This window comes from Devosia sp. Root685 (assembly GCF_001427875.1).
Lineage (GTDB): Bacteria > Pseudomonadota > Alphaproteobacteria > Rhizobiales > Devosiaceae > Devosia.
The window spans coordinates 44,843-64,652 of the sequence record NZ_LMHK01000001.1; the positions used below are offsets into that span (position 1 = coordinate 44,843).

The 19,810-nt window shown below is 62.2% G+C and carries 21 protein-coding genes; 10 read left to right on the forward strand and 11 right to left on the reverse strand.

Translation table 11 applies throughout. The annotated features are described in order from the left end of the window. Positions 1–382 precede the first annotated feature (382 nt). Both ASD83_RS00230 and ASD83_RS20820 read left to right on the forward strand, forming a co-directional pair. Complete coding sequence (locus ASD83_RS00230; protein ID WP_056306851.1) at positions 383–1,360, forward strand: magnesium transporter CorA family protein; 978 nt, start codon at positions 383–385, stop codon at positions 1,358–1,360. A 114-nt stretch (positions 1,361–1,474) separates the two neighbouring features. After that, positions 1,475–1,621: a hypothetical protein gene (locus ASD83_RS20820; protein ID WP_156385663.1), complete on the forward strand. Its 147-nt coding sequence runs from the start codon at positions 1,475–1,477 to the stop codon at positions 1,619–1,621. Between the two features lie 54 nt (positions 1,622–1,675). On the opposite strand, the gene ASD83_RS00235 is transcribed toward ASD83_RS20820, so the two are convergent. Both ASD83_RS00235 and ASD83_RS00240 read right to left on the reverse strand, forming a co-directional pair. Then, positions 1,676–2,779, reverse strand: coding sequence for a THUMP domain-containing class I SAM-dependent RNA methyltransferase (locus tag ASD83_RS00235; RefSeq protein WP_056306852.1), 1,104 nt, complete (start codon positions 2,777–2,779; stop codon positions 1,676–1,678). Positions 2,780–2,934: 155 nt separating this feature from the next. Continuing rightward, on the reverse strand, positions 2,935–3,366 hold the full coding sequence (locus ASD83_RS00240; RefSeq protein ID WP_056306853.1) for a hypothetical protein: 432 nt from the start codon (positions 3,364–3,366) through the stop codon (positions 2,935–2,937). Positions 3,367–3,556: 190 nt separating this feature from the next. Between ASD83_RS00240 and motA the strand changes: the two genes are divergently transcribed. The 3 genes from motA (at position 3,557) to ASD83_RS20540 (ending at position 5,654) form a co-directional block, all read left to right on the forward strand. Continuing rightward, positions 3,557–4,420: a flagellar motor stator protein MotA gene (motA, locus tag ASD83_RS00245; RefSeq protein WP_056306854.1), complete on the forward strand. Its 864-nt coding sequence runs from the start codon at positions 3,557–3,559 to the stop codon at positions 4,418–4,420. A 73-nt stretch (positions 4,421–4,493) separates the two neighbouring features. Beyond that, the gene (locus ASD83_RS00250; protein ID WP_056306855.1) at positions 4,494–5,414 is read left to right on the forward strand and encodes a flagellar motor protein MotB; all 921 of its coding nucleotides are present in this window, start codon (positions 4,494–4,496) and stop codon (positions 5,412–5,414) included. Positions 5,415–5,480: 66 nt separating this feature from the next. Beyond that, on the forward strand, positions 5,481–5,654 hold the full coding sequence (locus ASD83_RS20540) for a DUF1328 family protein (RefSeq protein WP_082560875.1): 174 nt from the start codon (positions 5,481–5,483) through the stop codon (positions 5,652–5,654). Here ASD83_RS20540 and ASD83_RS00255 read toward each other — a convergent pair. From ASD83_RS00255 to ASD83_RS00265, 3 genes are read right to left on the reverse strand one after another with little or no spacing between them, the layout of a single operon-like run. Next, positions 5,651–6,118: a GNAT family N-acetyltransferase gene (locus tag ASD83_RS00255; protein WP_056306856.1), complete on the reverse strand. Its 468-nt coding sequence runs from the start codon at positions 6,116–6,118 to the stop codon at positions 5,651–5,653. The genes ASD83_RS20540 and ASD83_RS00255 overlap by 4 nt on opposite strands. Position 6,119: 1 nt before the next feature. Then, positions 6,120–7,652 carry a hypothetical protein gene (locus tag ASD83_RS00260; protein WP_056306857.1) on the reverse strand — a complete coding sequence of 511 codons (1,533 nt, stop codon included), beginning with the start codon at positions 7,650–7,652 and terminating at the stop codon, positions 6,120–6,122. Continuing rightward, positions 7,649–8,392: an ABC transporter ATP-binding protein gene (locus ASD83_RS00265; protein WP_056306858.1), complete on the reverse strand. Its 744-nt coding sequence runs from the start codon at positions 8,390–8,392 to the stop codon at positions 7,649–7,651. The genes ASD83_RS00260 and ASD83_RS00265 overlap by 4 nt, the downstream gene beginning before the upstream one ends. A 232-nt stretch (positions 8,393–8,624) precedes the next feature. On the opposite strand from ASD83_RS00265, the gene ASD83_RS00270 reads away from it, so the two are divergent. Continuing rightward, entirely contained in the window at positions 8,625–9,845 is a 1,221-nt protein-coding gene (locus tag ASD83_RS00270; RefSeq protein ID WP_056306859.1) for an MFS transporter, read from the forward strand. 33 nt (positions 9,846–9,878) lie between these two features. On the opposite strand, the gene ASD83_RS00275 is transcribed toward ASD83_RS00270, so the two are convergent. After that, positions 9,879–10,316 carry an organic hydroperoxide resistance protein gene (locus ASD83_RS00275; RefSeq protein ID WP_056306860.1) on the reverse strand — a complete coding sequence of 146 codons (438 nt, stop codon included), beginning with the start codon at positions 10,314–10,316 and terminating at the stop codon, positions 9,879–9,881. 130 nt (positions 10,317–10,446) lie between these two features. On the opposite strand from ASD83_RS00275, the gene ASD83_RS00280 reads away from it, so the two are divergent. Beyond that, positions 10,447–10,875, forward strand: coding sequence for a MarR family winged helix-turn-helix transcriptional regulator (locus ASD83_RS00280; protein ID WP_244489071.1), 429 nt, complete (start codon positions 10,447–10,449; stop codon positions 10,873–10,875). A 91-nt stretch (positions 10,876–10,966) separates the two neighbouring features. Here ASD83_RS00280 and ASD83_RS00285 read toward each other — a convergent pair whose 3' ends face one another. Both ASD83_RS00285 and ASD83_RS00290 read right to left on the reverse strand, forming a co-directional pair. Next, the gene (locus ASD83_RS00285) at positions 10,967–11,953 is read right to left on the reverse strand and encodes a ribonuclease T2 family protein (protein WP_056306862.1); all 987 of its coding nucleotides are present in this window, start codon (positions 11,951–11,953) and stop codon (positions 10,967–10,969) included. 191 nt (positions 11,954–12,144) lie between these two features. Continuing rightward, a complete protein-coding gene (locus ASD83_RS00290) occupies positions 12,145–14,121 on the reverse strand; it encodes a bifunctional 2',3'-cyclic-nucleotide 2'-phosphodiesterase/3'-nucleotidase (RefSeq protein ID WP_056306863.1) in 1,977 nt (658 codons plus the stop codon). A gap of 277 nt (positions 14,122–14,398) precedes the next feature. Here ASD83_RS00290 and ASD83_RS00295 point away from each other — a divergent pair, with 277 nt between their 5' ends. Further along, the gene (locus tag ASD83_RS00295) at positions 14,399–15,307 is read left to right on the forward strand and encodes a neutral zinc metallopeptidase (protein ID WP_056306864.1); all 909 of its coding nucleotides are present in this window, start codon (positions 14,399–14,401) and stop codon (positions 15,305–15,307) included. A gap of 80 nt (positions 15,308–15,387) precedes the next feature. After that, positions 15,388–16,929, forward strand: coding sequence for a glycosyltransferase family 32 protein (locus ASD83_RS00300; RefSeq protein WP_082560877.1), 1,542 nt, complete (start codon positions 15,388–15,390; stop codon positions 16,927–16,929). Positions 16,930–16,931: 2 nt separating this feature from the next. Here the strand turns inward: ASD83_RS00300 and ASD83_RS00305 are convergent, their stop codons facing one another. From ASD83_RS00305 to carA, 3 genes are read right to left on the reverse strand one after another with little or no spacing between them, the layout of a single operon-like run. Further along, a complete protein-coding gene (locus tag ASD83_RS00305) occupies positions 16,932–17,246 on the reverse strand; it encodes an AzlD family protein (protein WP_056306866.1) in 315 nt (104 codons plus the stop codon). Then, positions 17,243–17,959, reverse strand: coding sequence for an AzlC family ABC transporter permease (locus tag ASD83_RS00310; protein WP_056306867.1), 717 nt, complete (start codon positions 17,957–17,959; stop codon positions 17,243–17,245). The genes ASD83_RS00305 and ASD83_RS00310 overlap by 4 nt, the downstream gene beginning before the upstream one ends. Then, complete coding sequence (gene carA / locus ASD83_RS00315) at positions 17,960–19,165, reverse strand: glutamine-hydrolyzing carbamoyl-phosphate synthase small subunit (protein WP_056309736.1); 1,206 nt, start codon at positions 19,163–19,165, stop codon at positions 17,960–17,962. It lies immediately after the preceding gene. 184 nt (positions 19,166–19,349) lie between these two features. Between carA and ASD83_RS00320 the strand changes: the two genes are divergently transcribed. Beyond that, complete coding sequence (locus ASD83_RS00320; protein ID WP_056309737.1) at positions 19,350–19,808, forward strand: GatB/YqeY domain-containing protein; 459 nt, start codon at positions 19,350–19,352, stop codon at positions 19,806–19,808. The last annotated feature ends 2 nt before the right edge of the window (positions 19,809–19,810 follow it).

Consider the following 19,810-nt stretch of genomic DNA (forward strand, 5'->3'; position numbering starts at 1 on the left):
GACCAGGAGTTCCAGTTGGGATCGGCAGAGTTGTGCCTCAACGGATGAGGCAGGAGCTGGCTGTGCCAAGACATTCGGGGACGCGACAAGCAAGGCGGAAAGGACGGCGAAGGCGATGCGCATGGGAGTTCCGTGACGAGGTGCGCCGTTTCCTACGAAAGGAATGCGATATTCAAATGGCATATCGTACGACGGACCATAGACCGTTGACAGGATTGGCCGACAGGCGCATTGAGCCGGGCGCGACGTGTGTTTTCACCGTTCAAAGAGAAAGATCATGAACCCCGACAGTCGAAGTCGAATTCGACCCTGTTTGAAGGCCTGACGATCTGACTGCGGTCAGCTCCGGTAGGCCTTCCATAGCCTGCTGATAGGAGCTGCCATGCTGCGCATTTACACGCGGACTGAAGACAAGCTTTTGCCGTTCGATGCTGAAAAGAGCACCGGCCTGCCGATCTGGCTCGACCTCATCTCGCCCGATAATGAGGACGTTGCCCGGGTGGAGGGCATGCTTGGCGTCGAAGTGCCGAGCCGCGCCGAAATGGAGGAGATCGAGTTATCTGCCCGGCTTTATGCCGAGGGCGATGCTACCTTCATGACGCTGACGGCGCTCGCCAATCTCGATACCGAAACCCCGATCAAGACGCCGATCACCTTCATATTGAAGAACGGTACGCTGGTTACGGTTCGTTATGCCGAGCCCAAGCCGTTTCTCGCCTATATGAACCGGGCGCAGAAGCCGAACGGCTCGCCGCACCGCTCGGGCGAGGAGATTATGCTCGGGCTGATCGAGGCGATGATCGACCGTACGGCGGATGCGCTGGAGCGTTTGGGGAACGAGACGGACACGCTGTCGCGCAGCGTGTTCCGCACGGCGCAGGCCAAAACCAAGGCGAGCACCAAGACGCACGACCTCGAAAACGTCATTTCGTTGATCGGGTTAAAGGCGGAACTGCTGACGATGATTCAAGAAAGCCTCGTCAGCATTTCGCGGCTCGTGGCCTATTATTCGGCAACGGAAGAGAGCAGCGACGATAAGGAAAGCAAGCACCTGGTTCGTTTGATCCAGCGCGACGCGAGTTCGCTGGGTGAGCATGCGCGGGCGTTGTCGGCGAGGTTGGGATTCCTCCTCGATGCGACGCTGGGCGCGATCAACCTAGAGCAGAACCAGATCATCAAGATTTTCTCGGTGGCAGCCGTGGTTTTCCTGCCGCCGACGCTGGTGGCCTCGATCTATGGGATGAATTACGAAATCATGCCCGAACTGGCCTGGAGTTTTGGTTATCCCTTCGCGCTGGGGCTCATGGTGCTTTCGGCAGCTTTGCCCTTCCTCTATTTCAAGCGGAAGGGTTGGTTGTAGTTTTGGGGCCAAATTCGGCCCCAAAATAACCCCGGCAGGGCCAAAACGAGGCCTTGTTGCTCACCTCACATCGCCGTGATCGTTCAAGCGATCGGCTAAAGCAAAGAGGATGAGATGAAGAATTTGCGCCTTACCGCTCTCGCAGCCTTTACGGCCATGGCCCTTGCTGCCTGTGGTGGCGATGCTCCGCCGCCGGCTGATGCCCCGGCAGACACGACAACGACGCCGGCGGCTCCCGCGCCAACGCCGCCTGCTTCCTAAGCGGGTTGGTTCCAATTTGCCCCGGCTTCGGCCGGGGCTTTTTGTTTTTGGGGGTTAGAGTTGGGCGCGGTAGAGCCCGACGCGAATGCCGCCGTGAAGGACGGGGAGCAAATTGGGCTCGAATTTGAGGCCGGTGGCGCCTGCGAGATTTTTGTCGGCGGTGATGATGCCGACGCGCCAGCCTTTGAAGCGGGCCTTGAGGACCGTGCCGAGGGTGCGGTGTAGGGTGACGAGGGGGGCTTTGTCGCCGATGCGGGTGCCGTAGGGCGGATTGAGGATCACGAGGCCCGGCGGGCCGGGAGGCGGTTCAAGCTCTTCGATGGACTTTTGCTCGAAACGTGTGAGCGCGGAGACGGCGGAGCGGGCGGCGTTTTCGCTGGCCATGCGGATGGCGCCGGGGTCCTTGTCCGAGCCGTGGAAGTGGAGTTCGGTAGTTTTGGGCTTGATGGCGCTGCGCAGGGACTGCCAGGCTTTGGCTTCGAAGGAGGGGAGGCTTTCGAAGCTGAAACTGCGTTCGCGGCCGGGTGGCAGGCCGAGGGCGATTTCGGCGGCTTCGATGACGAAGGTGCCGGAGCCGCACATGGGGTCGAGGATGGTTTGGGTTCCGGTATAGCCGCATTGGCGGAGGAACATGGCGGCCATGGTCTCGCGCATTGGGGCTTTGCTGACCGCCTCCTTGAAGCCGCGCTTGTGGAGGGATGCGCCAGTGGTATCGATGCTGAGGGTGACGAGATCATCCTCGATGCGAACCATGATGCGGAGGGCGGCGTCTTCGGTGATGGGGGCGCCGAATTCCTCGGCGATTGCTTTGGCGACACGCTGGGCGGCGGCACCGTCGTGGTAGATGCGCGAGCGCTTGCAGCTCGCTTCGACGCGGACGGGAATACTTTTGTTCAGAAAGTCGGACCACGGGATTTTGCGGGCGCGTTTATCGAGTTGGGCCAGATGCATGGCGCGGAATTCGCCGATGCGGGCGAGGATGCGCGTGGCGCCGCGGAGGACAAGGTTGGCGCGCCAGATATCGGACCAGGTGCCGGAGAAGGCGACGCCGCCATCGACGATGGTGGCGCCGGCAAAACCCCGTTCGAGGGCTTCGGCGCAGAGTGGGGCTTCGAGGCCGGGGGTCGAGACGAGGTAAATGGGGAAGCTGGCGGTCATGCGCCAGCACTAGCTGGGTCGAGGGACCGGGGCAATGGTGCAAACGCCTGCACGTCGGATGTCACCCCGGCGCAGGCCGGGGCCTATCTCGAGATCTCAGGATGGGCCCCGGCCTGCGCCGGGGTGACATCGAATATGTTGAGGAAGCGGAGCCCCTAGTTATTGATCGACAGAATGCCCCATTGGGTCTCGCTGCAAGCGTCGTCGAGGCAGATGTTGGTGATCCACATGGCGCCGTTGGCAAGGCCGACGCCTTCGGAGGTGACGATGAGGTCGTCGACGTGCTGCGAGCCGATGGCTTCAAGGGTTTCGGGGAGGATCAGGCTGTCGAAATTGTCGATGAAATCCTGCTCTTCGAGGATGTCATAGGTCTCGCCATTGGCATTGATGGTGAGCGGATAGAAGGCATAGCCGGTCATATCGACGGGGTTGAACATGGTGGCGTCCTGAATGCCGGCGAAGACTTCGAAGAAACCATCGGCGTCGCCGTGAATGGCTTCAATATTGGCGTGAACGTCCTCTTCGCTGGCCAAAGCGGGCGAGATCAGGGCCAGTGCGAGCAGGGCGGGCGCGGCGTAGCGCAGCATAGGGGTAATCCTCCAAAGGTGGCGTCCGGGCAGCCATTGCCGATTTTCAGGCAAAACGTGGCAAGCACAAGACATCAGGCAAAATATACCCGCCGTTAAGTCTGAACCCGGCATTATGAGGGCGCTGGAGAAGACGGGTTGGGTCTGCTCCCCCCTGCTTTTGTTTTAGTATTGCGTCAGGTCGGGTTCGATGCGTCTCATTATCGGTATTGTTTTCGTTTTTGCCTGCGTGCTCGGCGGATATGCCGCCATGGGCGGCCATGTCGAAGTGCTCTGGCAGCCGTGGGAATTCGTCATCATTCTCGGTGCCGCCGTCGGCGCCTATATTATCGGCAATAGCGGCAGGGTGCTGAAATCGACCGTCGGCATTTTCGGTACCCTGTTCAAGGGGCCGCGCTACAACAAGGCCGCCTATGTCGAACTCCTGGGTCTGCAGTTCAGCCTTTACAAGCTGATCCAGGCCAAGGGCGTGCTCGCCATCGAAGCGCATATCGAAAATCCGCACGACTCCGAACTCTTCAACCGCTTTCCGACCTTCGCCAAGAACCACCATGCAGTGGAATTCCTCTGCGACTATCTCCGCATGGTCACCATGGGCACCAATAATGCCCATGAGATGGAAGCGCTGATGGACGAGGAGCTCGAAACTCACCACCAGGAGCAGGAACAGCTCGTGGGTGCCATGCAGGCACTGGCCGACGGTACGCCGGCTCTGGGCATCGTCGCCGCGGTGCTCGGCGTGATCAAGACCATGGGCGCCATCACCGAGCCGCCCGAAGTTCTGGGTCACCTGATCGGCGGCGCTCTCGTTGGTACATTCTTCGGCGTGTTCGTCGCTTATGGCTTCTTCGGCCCGATGGCCCAGTCGCTGCGCGGCATCTTTGAAGCCGAATCCAAGTATTTCCTCTCGATGAAGGTTGGCCTTCTGGCTCACATCAGCGGCCAGCCGCCGGTGATGGCCGTCGAGTTCGCCCGCAAGGCGCTGATGAGCGACGTGCGTCCGACCTTCAACGAAGTCGAAGAAGCCACCGCAGCTCTGCCGTCTGCCACCTAAGTTTTCAGTTTCTAGCGGGCCGCGCGATCTCCCCTAGGGATCGGGCGGCCCAAACGCTGCCAGGGGGCACGTCATGGCGAATTTCGAACAGCCGATCATCATCAAGCGGGGGAAGAAGCACAAGCACCCCCACCATGGCGGCGCCTGGAAGATTGCTTACGCCGACTTCGTGACGGCCATGATGGCGTTCTTCCTGTTGATGTGGCTGATCAACATGACGACGGCCGAGCAGAAGCAGGGTCTGGCCGATTATTTCTCGCCGCCCTCGGTGAGCCTCTCGGATAGTGGCGCGGGCGGGGTCATGGGCGGGCAGGCCATGGACAATGCCGGATCGAGCATGTCGGGCTCTGCCTCGGATATCACGGCCAAGGAGCCGGCCGCTCCGGCGGAAGCGGTGACCGGGGAAGCCGACCTTTCGGTCGGTGGACAGGCACGCGAAAATGGCAGCGAACAGGAAGCATCGAGCGATTCCGAATTCGATCTCAAGGCCGTCAACGCCCAGGAATTCCATTCGGCTGCCGCCAGCATTCGCCAGGCCTGGCAGTCAATGCCGGAACTGACGCCCTTTATGGACAACCTGATTGTCGAGGAAACCGAAGAGGGTCTGGATATCCAGATCGTCGACCAGCAGGGCAAGCGCATGTTCCCCGAAGGCTCGAAGTATCCGCTGGAGCCGACCCGCCTGGCCATCGCTGCCATGGCGCCCTTTTTGCAGCAGCTCAATTCGCAGATGACGATTTCGGGGCATACGGCGGCCGGTGGACGCTATGAAAACCCGCGCTATGGCGCCTGGGAGCTTTCGGCCGATCGCGCCAATGTCGTGCGCTCGACGATGGGAGAGTTTGGGCTGACCGACGACCGTATCAAATCGGTGGCCGGGCGCGCTTCGGATGAACCGTTTTTCCCCAATGACCCCTATATGGCGGCCAACGAGCGGGTGAAGATCACCGTGCTGCGGACTGCGCCGCCAGTGCCGGCCGGGCTCAAGCCCTAGTTTGTAATCGGAACCCTCGGCACAGGCTGACGTTCTTCTCGCATCGTAATTTTTGCGAGAAGCGTCATGTTCCAACTCCTGCTCATTCTCGTCGTCGTGGCCGTGGTGGCCGGGGCGATGGGCTTTACCGGCCTCGCCGCGGGCGCGGCGGGCCTTGCCAAGATCATCTTCGTGCTAATGCTGCTCGGCATCGGGCTGATGGTGCTGCTCGCCGTGATGGGGCTGGTTATCATCTTTTAGAGGAGCAGCTTAAAACCTTCGTGGGTCGCTTCGAAGCCGAGCTTGCGATAGAAGCGATGGGCGTCCAGGCGGACCTTGTTGGAGGTCAGTTGGACCATGCCGCAGCCGGCTTCGCGGCAGCGTTCAACCGCCCATTGCACCATTTCCGACCCCAGACCCTTACCGCGCTGATCCCCGCGGATATGGACGTTTTCGAGAATGCCGCGCTTCATGCCGAAGCGGGGCAGGCCGGGCAGAACGCTGATTTGCAGGGTGCCGACGATTTCGTTGTCTCGTTCGACGACGATGAGCTGGTGATTGGGATCGGCCGATATTTCATCGAAGGCGGTGCGGTAGCGCGGATCGCTCAGGGTTTCCGGATCGAGTGGCGGGGTATCGGGGCCGCGAGCGTCGCCGTTGTGGCAGAGGGCGAGAATGGTGGGCACGTCTTCGGGGCGAGCGTCGCGGTAGATGAGATCGGACATGTCAGCTTCGGTGTGGCGAAAGGGAGCGCGCGCTTCCTAGCACGACGAGGGCGATGATGGCAGTAATGCCGGCCGCCCAGGAACCGACGGAGAGGAGCGCGCCAGTGCCGGCCCAGGTGATGGAGGCGAAGGCTTCGGAAATGGTGGCGGCGCGGGAGGCGACCTGGCGGCGGCGGAACATGGCGCGGCGCATGGGGACGCGGAACCAGACCTGGATTGCCGTGGCCGAGGCGGCGGAGAGAATGGCGCAGACGCCGGTGGCCAGGGCCATGGTCCAGCTATTGAGCGCCAGGAGGGCTAGGAGCGGGGTGAGGATCACGGCGACGACCGTAAGGACGGCTTCGATCTTGGCGCGGAGGATGCTTCGGGCCGCGATAGGGGCGGTGGCGACGAGGTCGTAGGCATCCTCGCCGGAAAGGGCCAGCCAGGCGAGGCCGCCGGCCAATTGGCCTGATGCCATGACGAGAACGGGCACGATGACGATGAACGCGCCTGCGCCTTCGCCATAATTGACCCAGAGAAGCAGGGCCGGCGGCAGCAGATAGAGCATCTGCATCAGGGTTTGCGACAGCAGCCACGGGTCGCGTTGCAGCAGGCGCCATTCCTTGTGCCGCAATACCTGGGCCTGGGTTCGTCCGGTGAAATGGGTTCCGGACTTGGCGCGATGGCGGCTGGATTGGCCGACGCTTGCTGCAGCGACCGCGAGGCGGCCATAGCTGGGGGAAAAGAGCAGCATGGCAAGGGCCAGTGCGGCAACGAAACTCACAATGACGGGTACGGCGGAGACGGCGTCGCCCATGACGGCGCGGGCGGGGAGCCAGAGCCAGTGATCGGCCGCGGGGAGGCTGGCGACCAGATCGGGTGAGCTGAAGAGTGCGAAACGCGAATAGGTGTCGAAGGACAGGATGGCGACGGCCTGGATGCCGATGACGAAACCGGCGCCGACGATGGCTGCAAGAATTTGAGCGATGAGGCGGGTGCGCTTGGGGCCGACGAGGCGGAAAAGCCCCATGGTGAGGGCCATGGCAATGGCCACGGCGAGCGCCGAGAAGGCGGGGAGCACGAGGTAAGCCCAGAGCCAGTGGGGACCGGCAAAGAGCGCGAGCATATTGATAATCGGGCTGGCGAGGAGGGCGCTGAGGAGGGCCGTTGATAGCGCGACCGCGCCGGTTCGGACGGCGAAAAGGGTGCGGGTCGAGGCGGGGGACGAGAGGATCAGGTCGAGGTCGGAGCGCGCGTAATAGACGCGGGTGACGGATTCGAGCGCCTGCGAGAGCATGACCGAGAAGAACAGGAGGCCAACGCCTGTGACCATGGCGAGGGTGGGCTTGTCGGGCGTTATGCCACGCGCCGCGGCGGGGGCGATGATGGCGGCAGCGATGAAGAGGAGGAGTGCGTAGACAGCGAGGCCGCCGACGAGAAAGCCCAGCAGCCTGACACGGTGGCCGCCGGTCATCATGGCGAGCCAATCGCGCCAGGCGAGGCGCAATTCGTGATGTGCGAACCAGAGGAGCGAACCGGGGGCGGCGATCATGAGGTGGCGGGAGCGGTTTCGACCAGTTCGAGGAAGATTTCCTCAAGCGTCGATTCGCGGCCGGTGCGGGCGCGGAGTTCGGCCAATGTGCCTTCGGCGACGAGGTTTCCGCCGGCGATGACGCCGATGCGCTGCGCCATGCGTTCGGCCACTTCGAGAATGTGGGTGGTCATGATGATGGTGACGCCCTGGCGCACCTTTTCGAGGAGCACGTCCTTGACCTGACGCGCGGAGCCGGCGTCGAGGCCGGTCAGTGGCTCGTCGAGAATGATAAGGCGCGGATTGTGGATCAGCGCGCCGGCAAGGGCGACCTTTTGCAGCATGCCCTTGGAGAAGCTGCCGCAGAGTTCGTTGGCGTGGGGTTTTAGGCCCAGGAGGGTGAGGAGATCGTTGGCCGCGTCGCGGGCACGGGAGGGCTCCACCTGCCAGAGGCCGGCGACGAAATCGAGATATTCGAGCGGGGTCAGGCGGTCGTAGACCATGGGTTCGTCGGACACCCAGGCGAGGAGGCGCTTGGCGCCGACCGGATCCTTACGGATGTCGGTGCCGAAAATTTCGATTGAGCCGGCATCGGGCGCGAGAAGGCCGGCAACCATGCGCAGAATGGTGGTCTTGCCCGCGCCATTGGGGCCGAGGAGCGCGTAGAATTCGCCCGCGGCGACGGTGAGGTCTAGGCCTTGCACGACGGGGCGATCGAAGCTCTTGGCGAGATTCTTGATGGCTAGGGCGGGAACGGTCATGGAGGCTCCGGCGGGATCGAGTGCATCCTAGCCGGCGCGCCTTGCTGGCGAGTGAATCGAAATCCTCAAGATTTCGCGTGGGGCAGGGTTGCAAGAATTGCAGGTTGTCGCGAACCCAGCGGTACGGCTAGCTTGCCGATCGCCGGGCCTCCCTTCCGGTCATTGAAAAATAAGCGACTTTGGTCGGCCTGCTGCCATTGGCATCGGGCCCTTTTATACTTGGACTTTTGCCATGACGAACGGCGTTGCACCCATTCAGGGCCTCACCGGCCTTGCAACGAAACTGGCGATTTTCGCCATGGCTATCGGTTCTTTCGGCATTGGCACAGGCGAATTTGCCATTATGGGCCTCTTGCCCAATCTGGCGGGTGACCTTGGTGTCACTGAACCCGAGGCAGGGCATGTCATCTCGGCTTATGCGCTTGGCGTGGTCGTCGGCGCGCCGCTGATTGCGGTGCTTTTTGCGCGGGTGCCGCGCAAGCCGCTGCTTTTGGGGCTGATGGCGCTGTTTGCGCTGGGCAATTTTGGGAGTGCCGTGGCACCGGATTATTGGTCGCTGGTACTGCTGCGTTTCGTTTCCGGGCTGCCGCATGGCGCTTATTTCGGTATTGCGGCGCTGGTTGCCGCTTCGATGGTGGAAGTCGGTTTCCGCGCCCGGGCCGTGGGCCGGGTGATGCTGGGGCTGACGCTGGCGACGCTGATCGGCATGCCGCTGGCGACCTGGCTGGGGCAAGGGCTCGGCTGGCGGCCGACTTTCCTCGCCGTGGGTGGTATTGGCGCGCTTACGGTGCTGATGGTCATGCGCTTCGTGCCGGCGATCAAGGCGGCGGAGGGCGCGAGCCCGCTGCGTGAACTGGGTGCGCTGAAGCGCCCCCAGGTTTGGCTGACGCTGGGTATTGCGGCGACCGGATGCGGTGGCATGTTTTCGGTGTTCACCTATATCGTGCCGCTGCTGACTGAGGTGACGGGCATTCCGACGATTTGGGTGCCGGTGGTGTTGGCGCTGTTCGGGGTCGGTATGACGCTGGGTAATATTCTGGGGGCCTATATGGCGGACCGGGCGTTGATGAAGACCATTGGCGGCATGCTGGCGTTCAATATCGTCAGTCTTGCAGCGGTGCCGTGGCTGGCGCAGGCCTGGCCGACGGCGGCGCTGAGCGTGTTGGGGGTGGGCTTTACGGTGGCCATCGGTACGGCGCTACAGACGCGGTTGATGGATGTGGCGGCGGATGGGCAGACGCTGGCTGCGACGCTCAACCATGCGGCTTTCAATATCGCCAATGCGCTGGGTGCGCTCTTTGGCGGGATGGCGATTGCGGCGGGACTTGGTTGGGCTTCGACGGGGCCGGTGGGCGCGGTGATGGCGGTGGTCGGGCTGGCGCTGTTTTTCGTGTCGGTGTGGCTCGAACGGCGGGACAGCGGCTGGACCCCGGATGCGGTGCCGGCAGAATGAAAAAAGGGCGCCTCAAGGGGCGCCCTTCTTGTTTCAGGCGACAGTCAGCGTGACATCGACATTGCCACGGGTGGCATTGGAATAGGGGCAGACCTGGTGGGCCTTGTGGACCAGCGCCTCAGCGTCTTCCTTGGAGAAGCCGGGGAGGGTCACCTTCAGCTCAACTGCAATATTGAAACCCTTGCCGCCTTCATTGGCGTTTTCGCCGAAGGAAACAGAGGCGTCGATGGTGGTTTCGTCAGGGACCTTGATCTTTTCGCCACGTGCGACGGCCTTGACCGCGCCCAAGAAGCAAGCGGAATAGCCGACGGCAAACAGCTGCTCGGGATTGGTGCCCGGGCCGTCATTGCCACCCATGGCCTTGGGCGTATCGAGCGTGACGGCAAGGCGACCATCATCGGTCTTGCTGGTGCCGGTGCGGCCGCCGGTGGTGTGGGCGTGGGCGGTGTAGACTGCGGCTTTGATGGACATTGCGACGGCTTCCTTTGGAGGGATGAAATTTCGTGACGAGCGATCTATAGTGCGCAATTTAATTGCGTGCAATAGAAAATTATGTGATAGATTTTTGACATTGAAAGGTGAGGCGATGAGCGAGAAGCGGATGCCGACGATCGACCAGATGCTGTGCTTTGCCGTCTATTCGGCCGGACACGCATTCACGCGCTTCTACAAGCCGCGCCTGGATGCGCTGGAGCTGACCTATCCGCAATATCTCGCCTTTCTGGTGCTATGGGAAAAGGACGACATCACGGTAAAGGCGCTGGGGGAGCGATTGTTCCTCGATTCAGGAACAATTACGCCGCTCATCAAGCGGCTGGAGGCCCGGGGGTTGGTGGGGCGCCATCGCGACGAGGAAGACGAGCGGCAGGTGCGCATCCGGCTTACCGAGGAGGGGCGAGCGCTGAAAGACAAGGCACTTTCCATTCCGCTGGCCGTTATCGAAGGCGCGGGGCAATCGCTGGAAGCGACGGAAACGATGCGGCGGGAACTGGTGGCGTTGCGGCAGCGGCTTGATGGGGCGGGGAAGTAGGAAACCTCCACGCGCTCGCCCCCGTGGTTCGAGGCTTTGCAAGGGCAAAGCACCTCACCATGAGGGCTTTTGGGGTGCCGTTGCGAGTGAACTACCGCAATCCTACCGCGTCGACCTGGCCGGAGCGGCAGCCGCCGTCGGTGGGGGAGGCAGCGGCAATGAGGCGGGGTAGGGAATCGGGGCCGTCGATATTGCCGGTGAGGCCGATGGTCAGTTCGGTGATGAGGGTGCGATTGCCGTCCTGTTCACAGGTCATGCGGACGCGTTCGCCGGCGCCGGGGCCGAAGGCATTGTCGAAGGCGTCGCGGATTTGCGTCAGGGTAATGCGCTTGCCGATGTTGCTGGCGAAAAGTTCGGCGACTTCGGAGGTATTGAGGGCCAGCATGAGGTCGAGGGCGTCGGCATAGTATTGGCCGGGGCCGGTGCCGTAGCAGGTGCCGTGCTTGGTCCATTCGTGGCGGTCGAGGTTGGATTGGCTGCCGGGCATGACTTCGTCGAGGTCGCGGCGGATGGACAGGGGCAGGTCGAGGATGGGGAGATCGCGCCAGCGGCCGTCTTCGCTGGCGTAGCGGTCCCCGGCCGGGACATTGCAATATTCGTTGCTGTGGGGCTGCGGCCAGAGGCCGTGCAGAGTGAAATTGGTGGCTTCAAAACTCGTGGCGCGCTGATTGCGGCACTCGGTTTTTCGCGGGCTGAGTTCGCAGAAGGCGGGCTGCCAGTTTACGGCGAGGATATATTGGGTGCCGCGATAGGTGGGGGCTGGCGCTGGAGGCGTTGGTTCATCGACGCGGCCTTCGGCGTCGGTGGAGCGGGTGCCGCAATCAACAGTGACCCAACGGCGGTCGGGTTCGGCGCCGGGCACGACGATCCAGAGATGGGTCGGGTGGTCCTTGTTGCCGGCGATGAGATCGTAGGCGGTGCCCGGACGGATAGTGATGTCGCCGGGATTGGTTTGCCGGCTGATGGATTGGAGGGCTGGGCAGGCCTTGGTGGCGGTGAAGTAGCCGGCAAGGGGGACTTCGGCGTGGGCCGGGAGGGTGAGGAGGGCGAAAAGCAGGGTGGTGATGATCCGCAGCATTTTCTTGTTCCTCAAATGATTTGGGAAGCCTAGCGGCTTCCCCCGAGATTCCCAGAGTGGTTTTTCTATGGAGGCGACCAACCACCGGCTGTCACCCCGGGCTCGACCCGGGGGCCATCTTGAGATTTCAGGATGGGCCCCGGCCTTCGCCGGGGTGACAACCGAGTGTGTGAAAGCTCCCTGGCAGCAGATTAGAGCGTGATGCGGTAGACGCCAAAACCGTCGGCGTTGGTTTCGCCTGTGGCCTCGATCTTGACGGCGGTGACGTCGGCTACGTGGTCGGCGGCTTTCGGGCCCGTCGCGAAGAGGACGGTGGTGTCCGGAATGGGAGCCAGCGACCAGTTGCTGTCGGCCTTGGGGTTGATCGTGCCGTTTTCGATGATGAAACGCACGATGATGTCGCGATTGGTATCGGGACCCTTGAAGACGATCACGTCCGAATTGATGTTCGGGAAGGTGCCGCCGCCGCCGGCGCGGTAGTTGTTGGTGGCAACCACGAATTTCTGGGCCGGATCGATCGGCTTGCCGTCATAGGCGAGGTCGACGATGCGGTTGGCGTCGGGGTTCGGCTCTTCCTTGCCGTCCGAGGAATATTTGGAGGGCTGGGTCAGGTCGATCTTGTAGGTGACGCCGTCGATCACGTCGAAATTGTAGGACGGGAAATCGAGGTTGATGAGTTCGGCGTCTTTGGCGCCGGGCTCGATCTGGTTGAAGATGCCGGCCGAGCGTTCGAGCCAGTTCTTCACATCGGCGCCGGTGATGACAACGGCCTGGATGGTGTTGGGATAGAGATAGAGATCGGCGACGTTCTTGATGGCGACGGGGCCAACGGGCACGTCGGTATAGTAATCCGGGCCGCCGCGACCGCCGGACTTGAAGGGAGCGGCAGCCGAGAGGATCGGCAGGCTTTCCCATTCGGTGCCCTTCATCATCTGCTCGATGTACCAGGTCTGGGCCTGGCTGACGATCTGGACGGAGGGATCGTCGGCGACGAGAGCGAAGTAGGAATAGAGCGGAGCGGAGGTTTCGCCGACGGCGCGACGGATATAGTCGAGCGTTTCTTCGTGCTCGTGGGTGACTTCGGTGACGATATCGGCTTCGTCCTCGACGAGAGCTTTGACCTTACCGTCGACGCGCTCGAAGATCGGGCGGGCTTCGGAAGTGTGCGAGGCAATGGTCCACTTGCCGCTCGCATCCTGCTCGAGCAGCAGGTCGATGAGGCCCATATGGCTACCCCAGAAGCCGGGCATGACGGCGGGTTTGCCGTTGAGCGTCCCGGCGGTGACATCGGCGCCCTCGACGTCTTCATAGTCAGGGCCGGGGAAGACGAGGTGCTGGTGGCCGGTGAGGACCACGTCGATGCCTTCGACGGCTGCGAGCTGGAGCGAGGCGTTTTCGGCGCCGGTGGTCTGATCGGCGGCAATGCCGGAATGGGAGAGGGCGATGATGATATCGGCGCCTTCTTCCTTCATCTTGGGCACATAGGCCTTGGCGGTTTCGACGATATCGCGGGTGTTGACCTTACCGGTCAGGTGGGTCGCGTCCCAGGTCATGATCTGGGGTGGCAGGAAGCCGATGAGGCCGACCTTGATGGTCTTGGTGGCGCCGGAGCCGTCAGTCAGTTCCTTTTCGACGATGCGATAGGGCGCGACATAGGTTTCGTCGCTCAGCACGTCGGCTGCGAGGTCGCCGCGCACGAGATTGGCGGAGACGAAGGGGAAGGTGGCGCCCTCGAGCGCCTTGTCGAGGAATTCGAGGCCGTAGTTGAATTCGTGATTGCCGAGGGTCGCGGCTTCATAGCCGAGGGTGTTCATGGCGGCGATGATCGGGTGCACATTGCCATCGAGGCCCTTTTCATAGGCGATATAGTCGCCCATCGGGTTGCCCTGGATGATGTCGCCATTGTCGAGCAGCATGGAATTGCCGGCTTCGGCGCGGATGCCTTCAATCAGGGTCGCGGTGCGCGCCAGGCCCATCGTGTCGTTGGGAGCGTCGGCGTAATAGTCATAGGCCAAGGCCGCGACATGCAGGTCGGTGGTCTCGATGATGCGCAGATGCGCCTGGTTGGCTTGCGCCTGGACCGCAAAGGGGTGCATCGCCGCGATCGCTCCTAGACTGGCGGAGCCGGCAAGAAAGCTGCGGCGAGAAATCTTTGGAAGAAAATTCATCTGATGATCTCCAAGTGAAATGCCAGGAAGCCTGGGGCCGAAAATCCCGAGTGGCCGGCTGGCCCGGCTTCTCAAGCGCTTCCTCTCCCGGGAAGCGGCCTCGACATGCCCGCGTTCGGTGACGGTGGCATGACAGCGGCGGGGGAGACGCTATGAAGTTTTTACCGAGTGGTCAATTTATGACGGTTCGATGACGATGGTCTTTTTGGCGCCTCGTGCAACCCGTTTCAATTGTTTCGGCTTGTTGCTACCAAAGACGTGAATATGGAGGGCCGTCATGAAGTGGCGTGGTCGGGAACGCAGCAGCAATATCGAGGATCGTCGCGGACAGGCGGGCGGCTTTGGCGGGCCTTCGCTCGGGCGCAGCGGCGGCATCCGCATTCCCACCGGCGGTGGGTCGCGCGGGGGGATTGGCGGGGTCATCGGCATCATCGTGGTGCTGGGCATCATCTGGATGGTGACGGGCCAGAACCCGCTGGACTCGCTGACGGGCGGATCGAGCACCGGGACCTCGAGCGCATCGTCGCAACAGCTTCCAACGGAAGGCCAGGATGAACTCGTCGATTTCGTCGGCGTGGTGGTCAAGGAAACCGAGGATCTCTGGACCGAGGTTTTTGCCAGTGCAGGTGAGGATTATCCCGAGCCGCCGGTGGTGATTTTCAGCGGCCAGACCAATTCGGGCTGTGGCGTTGCCGATGCGCGGACGGGGCCGTTCTATTGCCCGGTCGATTCCAAGGTCTATATCGACCTGAGTTTTTACGACGAACTGCACCGCAAGTTTGGTGCGCCGGGCGATTTTGCGCAGGCCTATGTGCTTGCCCACGAGGTCGGGCACCATGTGCAGAATCTCACGGGTGTGCTGCCCGAATTCAACCGCCGCCGCCAGAGCATGAGCGAGGAACAGGCCAATGCCTATTCGGTGCGGGTGGAATTGCAGGCAGATTGCTATGCGGGCGTTTGGGCCAATTATGCCGGCCAGAAGAACCTGCTCGATTCCGGCGATATCGAAGAGGCGTTGAATGCGGCCGAGCAGATCGGCGACGATACGCTGCAAAAGCGCATGCAGGGCTTTGCGGTGCCCAAGACCTTCAACCACGGTACTTCGGCGCAGCGGCAAACCTGGTTCGAGCGAGGCTATAAGGCGGGTGACCCGAACGAGTGCGATACGTTCTCGGGGAATGTCTGAATTATGGCTGACGCGCGATGGGGTAGCCGCGGGACATAAGGTTAGCTAAACCGGGCCGGTCTTTATGCGTTGGCCGGCCCATGATCCCAAGAATCCTTCATTTTACCTGGAAATCCGAACAGCTTCCGCGCCAGATGCAGGCCTACTACGATGCCTGGCGCCGGTTGCATCCGGACTGGGAGATTCGTCTCTGGACCGACGAGGCGATGAGGGCCTTCGTGGCAGAGATCTATCCTGGTTTTCTCGCCACATATGACGCCTATCCCAAGATGATCCAGAGGGCGGATTCTTTCCGCTATCTGGTGCTGGGCGCTTTGGGCGGTGTTTATGCCGATCTCGATGTCGAGCCTTTCCAGTCAGTTGAAGGGTTGCTGAATTACGAGTGTTTCCTAGGCATTGAGCCGCTCGAGCACATATTTCCGGATCGACACCATCAAGGGGTGCCGTTTCTCCTGACCAATGCCTTCATGGGGTCGGTGCCGGGGCATCGGTTGTGGCTTGATATCATTGCTAGAATGCCTGATCTGGTGGATCAGGAAACCTTCTATTCCACCGGGCCGTCCATGGTTACGGCGTCGGTGCTCAGGCTGCAGAAGGAAGATCGCCCGATCCTGTTGTCGCCGATGGTCTGGTCGCCGCTACTGGCGGATGGCCGCAAGACGCGCTCTGACGCCGAAGCCATCGCGTTGCTGGAGCCGATCGGTACCGTTGTGCCCGCGACGAGTGGTTCGCTTGTTTCCCATGTCTGGATGACCACCTGGGTGCCCTGGCACAAGCGGGGCAACAGATTTGCTCCTATTCTGCAGGTCCCCACGGCCATCAAGTGGGCGTGGCGGCAGATGGCCAATCCGGCCGTGGCCAAGGTGGTTATCTCCGATCCGCTGCAGCTTTATGCCAATCAAGTCATCGTACCGACGGACGAACGGCCACAGGTTCACGTTGCGGTGCGGCTGGGGAAGCGAGATCTGTCGCCGGCTCTCTCGGCGGCGCTGGCCGCTCTCGACTATCCTCGGGATCGGCTGACCTTTGCAGTCCATATTTCTGCCGACGCCCACCGAGGGGACGTGGCCGCAATGCTTGAGCGGAGCGGATTGCAGGCGGAGATCGTGACCGGCGATCTCTCGTCTTCAGCGGCGCGGGACAATGCCATTCTGGATGGGTTCGCGGCTGATAGAGACTATCTGTTGCTGGTCGATGGGGCGGTGACTGCTATTCCGGCCGATGCGATCCAGCGCATGCTTGGCGCCGGGCTTCCTGTGACGGCCGCCAACGTGGTCGATGAAACGGGAGCGCCGGGGGATGACCAGCTTTTCCGCTACGAGAAAGCTGCGCCTTTCAAAGTGCTCTACAAGGATGGCGGGCGGGATGGCGTGGTGCGCCGAGACAAGGGGTTCCGCACCTATTTGGGCCATCAGAAGGTTTTCGCGCTGTTGCCGCTCGATGGGGTGGGGGAGAGTTTCGTGCTCATTGCACGGGCGGTTATCGACGCCGGTGTGCGCTTTGCCGAGACGCCTTACAAACTACATCTGGGCGCCGAAGCCTTCGGCATTATGGCGCGGGACAAGGGTTTTGAGGTCTGTGGTCTGACCGACCTCGAAGTCGTCCGGCAGAGGTCGAGCTAAGGTTAGAGACCGAAGGCGTGGCGGCAGAGCATGGCGGTCGCCCAGCCGGCAGCCAGCATGATCAGGCCGGGATATTTGAGGCTGACGACGAGCGCCACCAGCATGGCGAGTTTTATGTCGAGCCCGCCGTTGAAGAAGGCGGGGGCGCAGAGTGTCGTCAGCACCGCGGCCGGGACGGCATTGAGTGCGGCTTCGAGGCGCGGGGGAATGGTGCTCATGCGGGTGATGAGCACATAGCCGCCCACCCGCGTCAGATAGGTGGCGACGGCGGCGGCGATGATCAGCCAGGCGGTTGCGGGATCGAGCGCGAAGTTCATGAGTGCCCAGCCTTTGCGGTTTTAGTGCCGGGCGGCGGCGAGAGGGGCAGAAGAGCGGCGACGAGAACGCCGAAGGCGGCGCCGATGCTCACATGCCAGGGCGAGCCGACGAACTGGTAGCCGAGGACCGAGCCGATGAAACTGGCGGCGACAACCGGATAAAAGCCGGGCTTACGGCGGAAGCCGACGACGATGCCGAGGAAATAGAGCGGCAGCAACACGTCTATGGCCCAGACGCGCGGATCACCAATCATCGAGCCGAAAGCCGCGCCGATCACGCTGAAGGTCAGCCAGGGCACATAGATGACGGCTGCGAAGGCGAGATACCATTCGAGCGTGATGGTCTTGCCGCTTTCGGCGCGGCGCACGGTTTCGGCAAACTGCGGATCGATGAGCAGGAAGAAGGCAAGGAGCTTCTGGCCCAGCGAGAAATGCGTGAGGTAGCGGGTGAGCGCGGCCGAATAGAGCACGTGGCGGAAATTGACCGCAAAGATCGAGAGCACCACCAGCCAGGCGGCGACGTACTGGCCGAAAAGCTCGATGCCGACCAGCTGGCTGGCACCGGCATAGACGGTGGCGCTCATGAGCGCCACTTCTGGAAGGTTTAAGCCGTTATCGACGGCGACGGCGCCGAAAAGTACGGCGAAGGGAGCGGAGGACAGCGCAACGATAGCCCCGCCCTTGAAACCCTCAACGATCTCGTTGCGGTTCATTTACGCCGCAGGCGCCTGGTGCTCGGGCCACTCGGCAATACCCTTTTCCTTGCGCACCAGATTGAGGAAGCGGGTGAAGAGGTAGTGGCTATCCTGCGGGCCGGGGCTGGCCTCGGGGTGATACTGCACCGAGAAGATCGGCTTGCCATCGACGGCAAGGCCGGCATTGGAGCCGTCAAAAAGCGAGATGTGGGTCTGGGTGACGCCGGCGGGCAGGGTCTCGGCGTCCACGGCAAAGCCATGGTTCATCGAGGTGATTTCCACCTTGCCGGTGGTCAGGTCCTTGACCGGATGATTGGCGCCGTGGTGGCCCTGATGCATCTTGGAGGTCGTGCCGCCGAGAGCGAGGCCGAGAAGTTGGTGGCCAAGGCAGATGCCGAACATCGGCTTGCCCGACTCCATCAGCTTCTGGATGGTCGGGACGGCATATTTGCCGGTCGCGGCCGGATCGCCAGGGCCGTTGGAGAGGAAGATGGCGTCGGGGCTATGGGCGAGGACGTCGGCGGCCGTGGCGGTGGCGGGCACGACGGTGACCTTGGCGCCCTGATCGGCGAGGCAGCGCAGGATATTGCGCTTGGCGCCGTAATCGATGGCGACGACATGGAAATCGGGCTTGTCGAGGGTGCCATAGCCCTTGTTCCACTGCCAGCTGGTCTGGTCCCAGTGATAGGTCTGGGCCGTGGTAACTTCCTTGGCGAGGTCGAGGCCTTCAAGGCCCGGGAAGGCGCTCAGTTCGGCCTTGATGGAGCCTTCATCGAAATGGCCGGTCGGCTCGTGGGCGATGACGCCGTTGGGCATGCCGTGTTCGCGAATGCGGGCGGTGAGGGCGCGGGTGTCGATGCCGGCGATGCCGATGATGTTGCGCTTCTTGAGCCAGGCATCGAGCTTTTCGGCGGCGCGGTAGTTCGAGGGATTGGTGATGTCGGCCTTGAGGACGACGCCGCGCACGCCCGAGAGGGCGGCCATGTTCACCGTTTCGATATCTTCGTCGTTGGTGCCGACATTGCCGATATGGGGGAAAGTGAAGGTGATGATCTGGCCGGCATAGGAGGGGTCGGTGAGGACTTCCTGATATCCGGTCATGGCGGTGTTGAAGCAGACTTCGCCGGCGGCGTGGCCGACCGCACCGATGCCATGGCCCTCAAGGCGCGTGCCGTCAGCCAGAATAAGAACTGCGGTCGCGGGGGATTGCTGCCAGCCGGTCACGGTCGGTCTCCATGCTTGGTTCGTCGGATCGCGTGCGAAGGTGGCGGCGAAAGCCGCTACGGTGCTGCGAGGTATGTCGGTTGAGGCCTCGTCATAGAAGGCCAAGGCGCAGAGCGCAAGTGGCGCGTCCAGCGTTTCATGCCTATATGGGGACAACAAATTGCATGGCAAGGAGCACATCAAGATGCGCGAAACGATCAGCGAAGGCCTGAAAACTGCCCTCAAGGCCCGCGACCAAAGGCGTACCGGCACTTTACGCGCCATCAATGCGGCCGTTGGGGATCGCGATATCGCCAATCGCGGCGACGGCAAGGGTCCGGCGACGAATGACGAAGTGTTGGCGATCATCCAGAAGATGGTGAAGCAGCGCGAAGAGAGCTTTGCGATCTATGCGCAGGCCGGGCGCGCCGACCTTGCGACTGTGGAAAAAGAAGAGATCGATATTCTCAACGAGTTCCTGCCCAAGCCGTTGAGCGAGGAAGAAGTGGCGACTGCCATCGAGGCAGCGATTGCCGCGAGCGGCGCCGAGGGTCCCAAGGACATGGGCAAGGTGATCGCAGCGCTCAAGGTCAGCTATCCGGGCCGGATCGACTTCGGCAAGGTCAGCGGGCAGGTGCGGAACGCGCTGGCTGCGAAGGGCTGAGG